The organism is Oceanospirillum sp., from assembly GCF_982874595.1.
In genome coordinates this window covers 1-6,161 of the sequence record NZ_CEYNZH010000090.1, presented here as the reverse complement: position 1 = coordinate 6,161, position 6,161 = coordinate 1, and the positions used below count along the sequence as shown (strand labels likewise).

Genomic DNA, 6,161 nt, shown 5'->3' with positions numbered 1-6,161 from the left:
CTCTTAAAAAACAAACCCCGATCAAAAATAACCGGGGTTCGTCAGCAGTCTGAAGCGCACCCAAAGGTGCGCTTTTTTATCACGATTAGGCCTCAAGCTCTCGCAGAGGCAATTTCCATCTCAATCATGGCCAGGGCCTGCATCGGGTCTTCCGCCTGAGTGATCGGTCGACCAATAACTAAATAGTCACTACCATCAATCAGAGCTTGCTTCGGTGTCACAATACGCTGCTGGTCACCCTTCTCAGCAAATGATGGGCGAATACCCGGTGTCACCAGCTGAAAACTTCTTGGCAGTGCTTCACGCAGCATCACCGCTTCCTGAGCAGAACACACCACGCCATGAAGGCCGGATTGCTCTGTCAGTGACGCCAGATGCATCACTTGTTCGGCCGGGGTCGCATTGATACCGGTTTCACGCAGTTGCTGCTCATTCATGCTGGTCAGAACGGTTACCGCGATCAGCAGGGTATCGTGACCAGCACCGCGCAAACGTTTCAGGGATTCTTCCATCATCGGACGACCACCACAGGCATGGACATTAACCATCCAGGCCCCGCTGTCAGCAGCGGCCAATACCGCTTGTGCCGTCGTGTTAGGAATATCGTGAAACTTCAGATCCAGAAAAACTTTAAAACCACGTTTAGTCAGGGCTTCGATAATAGAAGGGCCTGAACGGGTGAATAACTCCTTACCCACTTTCAGCTGGCAACGTCCCGGCTCAAGCTGATCCACAAACGCCAATGCCTGCTCAGCATTAGGGTAGTCCAGCGCAACAATGATCGGATTTTCAACAAATTGGGACATCAGTATTTTCCTCAGCTGTGAGTGCGGGCACATTATAAAGCCTCACTTAGAAGGGTACAGGACAAATTTATCCACTGATTCTGAAATCCATGCCCAAAGAAACATTTCACAGTAAGGATCAAACCAAAGTCTATCGTGCACCTATCCATATATTTACTACGGTTAATAGGTAAACCAAGGAAATTTACTCAACAAAGGATGTTGCTATGACAACTCAAAAACCGTTTTTAACGACCCTTATCAGCAGTTTAGTTATCGCTCTCACATTAGTCTTAAGTCCTCAGTTGAAAGCGCAGACTAACGAAAATTCACCTTCACCAGAGACTTCGCAAATAGCGGCTGCAGAAAACCAACTGCAAATTGTGAATATCAATTCAGCAGGTTTAAGTGAACTGCAAAACCTGAAAGGAATAGGCCCGGCTAAAGCTCAGCGTATTCTCGACTTCAGAACACAGCATGGTGACTTTAAAAGCATCGAAGCGTTAACTCAGGTAAAAGGCATTAGCCTGAGAACTTTGGAGCAGAATAAAGGCAGATTAGCGTACTAACCAGAGCGAATTAAAATTACTAACAGACAATAAAAAAGGAAGGCCTCGGCCTTCCTTTTTTATGCTGACAGTAATGGCAATTAGATGCGCAGACCACCGTCACACTCAATCACACGACCAGTGAAGTAGTCATTTTCAATGATGTACTCAACAGAGTGAGCAATCTCATCTGGCTTACCAAGACGCTTCATCGGGATCACGGAGCATACTTTCTCAAGAGCTTCCGGCTTCATGCCAGCAGTCATATCGGTTTCGATAAAGCCAGGAGCGATCGCACCAACACGAATACCGTAACGGGACAATTCTTTAGCCCAGGTTACCGCCATATTAGCAACACCCGCTTTAGCTGCGGTGTAGTTTGTCTGACCCAGGTTACCGGAACGGGAAATACTGGAAATATTGATGATAACGCCCTGAATATCGCGTTCGATCATCTGGCATGCAGCTTCACGGGCACAAAGGAATACACCGGTCAGGTTAACATCAATAACCTGCTGCCACTGCTCCAGGCTCATCTTCTGCTGAACCTGGCCTTCTTTGGCTTTGATAAACAGACCATCACGGGTAATACCCGCATTGTTAACCAGCACATCAAGACGACCAAAATCAGTAGCAATCTTACTGAACGTGGCTTCTACTTCAGCTTCTTTGGCAACATTTGCGATGTAAGTTTTCGCTTCAGAACCGGCTTCTTTAACCAGATCAGCAGTTTCATCCAGCTTTTCCTGGTTCAGGTCAACCAAAGCCAGTTTTGCTCCTTTAGTCGCCAGACGCAGAGCCATTTGACGACCCAAACCCTGACCACCACCAGTAATTACAACTACTTTATCCTGCAAATCCATCACGACCCCCTGGGCTTCTCACATGACATTGGCGTCAATACGCTATGTTTTGACAGTTGTTTTATATATTGTGCATCGCAATATAACCCATTTTTTTGCAGTTGCGAACCCTGGATTTCGCATCCGCAGTATCATTAAAAATGAAGGCTAGTGTCATAGAACAGCATTGAAAACCGAATTAGCCGTCCCTATATCTTCCTCAGCCAATCAGGAAATGAATTATGAATAAATTTTTGCTCTTGTTTATTACAGTGCCATTAATCGAAATGGTGGTTCTGATTAAGGTCGGTCAACAGATCGGTGCACTGCCAACTATCGCTCTGGTCATTCTGACAGCTGTAATCGGCATTGCGCTCCTGAAGCAACAGGGAATTGCAATGCTTAACCGTGCCAACTGGAAGCTGAATCAGGGGCAAATTCCTGCCAGAGAAATGGCAGAAGGAATTGTTTTAGCAGTAGGTGGAGCGCTGCTGCTAACACCGGGTTTTGTGACTGATGCTTTGGGCTTTATTTGTATTTTGCCCGGTAGCCGCCATTTTCTTTTAAGCCAGGTCTTGAAAAATATCAGCGTTAACCCTATCCATCAGACGAACAATCAAAACCAGAGGCAAAAGCCTGAGCAGAACCACTGGGAATCAACTCATCAGCGACCAGAGCAGCCTGACAAGCCGAAATCAGGCGATGTAATCGAAGGTGAATACGAAGAGAAAAAATAATTTTCCCTAAGCCATTGAATTGCAAAAGTATGTCCCCCACATAAAGGACATATCTTTTGAGCTCCCTTGGAGCATTACAAAAACATCGGGCCCAGCCCGTTCTTTTAAAGATTGAAAGACAAAGATCTTTTAGTTTTAGGAGTAAATTGAGAATGAGCATCCGTCCTTTACACGACCGCGTTGTAATCCGTCGTCAGGAAGAAGAGACCACTACTGCAAGCGGTATTGTTCTGCCAGGTTCTGCAGCTGAAAAGCCTAACCAAGGTGAAGTTGTCGCTGTAGGTAATGGCCGTGTACTGAACAATGGTGACGTTCAAGCAATGAGCGTAAAAGTAGGTGACACCGTTCTGTTCGGTCAGTTCGCTGGCAATAACACCGTTAAAATCGATGGTGAAGAACTGCTGATCATGAGCGAAAGCGAAATTTATGCAGTGCTGGAAAACTGATCTGTCTTTCCGACTCTGAATTCAAACTGATTTAAACCTATTTTTAAGCGAGATTTTTACCATGGCAAAAGACGTATTATTTGGTATCGAAGCCCGTCAGCGCATGCTGGAAGGCGTAAACGTACTGGCAGACGCCGTTAAAGCAACCTTGGGCCCAAAAGGTCGTAACGTCGTTCTGGAGAAGTCTTTCGGTGCGCCAACCATCACTAAAGATGGTGTTTCTGTTGCTAAAGAGATCGAACTGAAAGACAAGTTCGAAAATATGGGCGCACAGATGGTTAAAGAAGTGGCGTCCAAAGCAAATGATGTTGCTGGTGACGGTACCACTACGGCAACGGTTCTGGCTCAGTCTATCGTTACTGAAGGCCTGAAGTCTGTTGCTGCTGGCATGAACCCAATGGATCTGAAGCGCGGTATCGACAAAGCGACTCAGGCTGTTGTTGCTGAGCTGAAAGAGCTGGCTGTGCCTTGTGCAGACAACAAAGCGATCGCACAGGTCGGTACTATCTCTGCAAACTCTGACACCACTGTTGGTAACATCATCGCTGAAGCGATGGCTAAAGTGGGCAAAGAAGGCGTAATCACTGTAGACGAAGGCCGTGGTTTCGACGACGAGCTGGAAGTTGTTGAAGGTATGCAGTTCGACCGTGGCTACCTGTCTCCATACTTCGTAAACAACCAGGAAAAAATGGCTGTAGAGCTGGATGATCCGCTACTGCTGCTGGTTGACAAGAAAATCTCTAACATCCGTGAGCTGCTGCCGGTTCTGGAAGCAACGGCTAAAGCAGGTAAGCCTCTGGTGATCATCGCTGAAGATATCGAAGGCGAAGCACTGGCAACACTGGTTGTTAACTCTATGCGCGGTATCGTTAAAGTTGCTGCAACTAAAGCGCCTGGCTTTGGTGATCGTCGTAAGGCGATGCTGGAAGATATCGCAATCCTGACCGGCGGTACTGTAATCTCTGAAGAAGTTGGCCTGAACCTGGAAGCGGCGACTCTTGAGCACCTGGGTAGCGCCAAGCGCATCACCATGAGCAAAGAGAACACCACCATCATTGATGGTGTTGGTGAAGCTGCGGCTATCGACGCTCGCGTATCTCAGATCCGCGCCCAAATCGAAGAAACATCTTCTGATTACGACAAAGAAAAACTGCAGGAGCGTGTTGCTAAACTGGCTGGCGGTGTAGCCGTTATCAAAGTTGGTGCCGCTTCTGAAATGGAAATGAAAGAGAAGAAAGACCGCGTTGAAGATGCTCTGCACGCAACCCGTGCTGCCGTAGAAGAAGGCGTGGTTCCTGGTGGTGGTGTTGCACTGATCCGTGCTCTGGCGAAAGTTAAAGAGATTCAGGGTGACAACCACGATCAGAACGTGGGTATCGAGCTGGCATTCCGTGCAATGGAAGCACCTCTGCGTCAGATCGTAACCAACGCTGGTGAAGAAGGTTCTGTTGTTGTAGCCAACGTTCGCGCTGGCGAAGGCAACTACGGCTACAACGCGGCGACCGGTGAATACGGCGACATGATCGAGATGGGTATTCTGGATCCAGCTAAAGTAACCCGTTCTTCTCTGCAGGCAGCGGCTTCTGTTGCGGGTCTGATGATCACCACTGAAGCGATGGTTGCTGATGCACCGGAAGAGAAAGGTGCTGGCGGCGTGCCTGATATGGGTGGCATGGGCGGTATGGGTGGCATGGGCGGCATGATGTGATCAGCCCCCTGCTATCCCAGCCTGCGTCTCTGTAAAGCAGGCTGCCGATACAAAGCCCTGCAGACAATGTCTGCAGGGCTTTTTTGTGCCTGCGGTTCAAGCTTGTTTACGGTATCCTTGCCGCTTTGATTTTTCTCTTCCTTGTCAGCATCACGGTATCTTTATGCTCGAAAAAATCCGCATTGTTCTGGTTAATACTTATCACCCCGGCAACATCGGCTCTGCCGCCCGGGCAATGAAAGTGATGGGTCTGGATCGTCTATATCTGGTTTCACCTAATCAGTTCCCCCATGAAGATGCCAACACCATGGCCGCCGGAGCAGAAGATATTCTCGATAAGGTCGTGCTCTGTGAAACACTGGAAGAGGCAGTTGGTGACTGCGAGCATGTTATCGCGACCAGTGCCCGCCCCCGTTCCCATCAGGTTCCCGCGATGACACCACCGGAATGTGCTGTTTTTACCCGGGAAACACCTGAGGATGAAGAGATTGCTATCGTCTTTGGTCGTGAACGCAGCGGACTGACGGCCGAAGAGTACGAGCTGTGCAACAAACACGTCTTTATTCCAGCCAATCCGGACTATTCGATTCTGAATATGGCGTCTGCCGTGCAGATCATCGCTTATGAGCTTTACCAGAAAAGCCTGACACACTTTGAACCAGTGAAAAAAGAGATCGAGCTGCCGAGCGCTAAAGAGATGAAGTTCTTTCTGGAGCGCATGGAAGAGCGCCTGGATGATGCGGGCTATTTTAAGGGCAAACCCAAGGATGTGACACTGGGCAAGCTGAGAGCCTACTTCCAGCGTAACCTACCTGAGAAAGCAGAACTGAGCCTTTTACAGGGTATTCTGACCCGCCTGGAGTCCGAGGAGGACTGGCAGCGCAGACAGAGCTCAACCAAGTAATTATCCCCCTAATAAAAACACCCGGGCGTCAGAAACGTATGAAGTGACCCCCAATAGTTGGACACCCAACATTGGGGGGCTTTTTATGGCGAAGTACAGCCGCTCACTCAAAATAGCTCTGGCTCAGAAGTGCCTTAATGGCACTCCAGCCACACAACTCAGCCGTGAGCACGGCATCTCAAAAAGCCAGA

At 48.5% G+C, this 6,161-nt stretch carries 7 protein-coding genes; 5 read left to right on the top strand and 2 right to left on the bottom strand.

Annotated features, from left to right (window positions below; all coding sequences use genetic code 11):
* Positions 1–92: 92 nt before the first annotated feature.
* The gene (gene pyrF, locus AC4GL5_RS18215) at positions 93–806 is read right to left on the bottom strand and encodes an orotidine-5'-phosphate decarboxylase (protein WP_490384229.1); all 714 of its coding nucleotides are present in this window, start codon (positions 804–806) and stop codon (positions 93–95) included.
* Between the two features lie 206 nt (positions 807–1,012).
* On the opposite strand from pyrF, the gene AC4GL5_RS18210 reads away from it, so the two are divergent.
* Entirely contained in the window at positions 1,013–1,354 is a 342-nt protein-coding gene (locus AC4GL5_RS18210) for a ComEA family DNA-binding protein (protein WP_490384228.1), read from the top strand.
* Positions 1,355–1,434: 80 nt separating this feature from the next.
* Here AC4GL5_RS18210 and AC4GL5_RS18205 read toward each other — a convergent pair whose 3' ends face one another.
* On the bottom strand, positions 1,435–2,196 hold the full coding sequence (locus tag AC4GL5_RS18205) for an SDR family oxidoreductase (protein ID WP_490384227.1): 762 nt from the start codon (positions 2,194–2,196) through the stop codon (positions 1,435–1,437).
* Between the two features lie 221 nt (positions 2,197–2,417).
* Here AC4GL5_RS18205 and AC4GL5_RS18200 point away from each other — a divergent pair, with 221 nt between their 5' ends.
* From AC4GL5_RS18200 to AC4GL5_RS18185, 4 genes are all read left to right on the top strand, one after another.
* Complete coding sequence (locus AC4GL5_RS18200) at positions 2,418–2,912, top strand: FxsA family protein (RefSeq protein WP_490384226.1); 495 nt, start codon at positions 2,418–2,420, stop codon at positions 2,910–2,912.
* Positions 2,913–3,064: 152 nt separating this feature from the next.
* The gene (locus tag AC4GL5_RS18195) at positions 3,065–3,358 is read left to right on the top strand and encodes a co-chaperone GroES (RefSeq protein WP_490384225.1); all 294 of its coding nucleotides are present in this window, start codon (positions 3,065–3,067) and stop codon (positions 3,356–3,358) included.
* Positions 3,359–3,419: 61 nt separating this feature from the next.
* Positions 3,420–5,066 (top strand): chaperonin GroEL, encoded by a 1,647-nt coding sequence (groL, locus tag AC4GL5_RS18190; protein WP_490384224.1) that lies wholly within the window; start codon positions 3,420–3,422, stop codon positions 5,064–5,066.
* Between the two features lie 163 nt (positions 5,067–5,229).
* Positions 5,230–5,970 carry an RNA methyltransferase gene (locus AC4GL5_RS18185; RefSeq protein WP_490384223.1) on the top strand — a complete coding sequence of 247 codons (741 nt, stop codon included), beginning with the start codon at positions 5,230–5,232 and terminating at the stop codon, positions 5,968–5,970.
* Positions 5,971–6,161 lie beyond the last annotated feature (191 nt).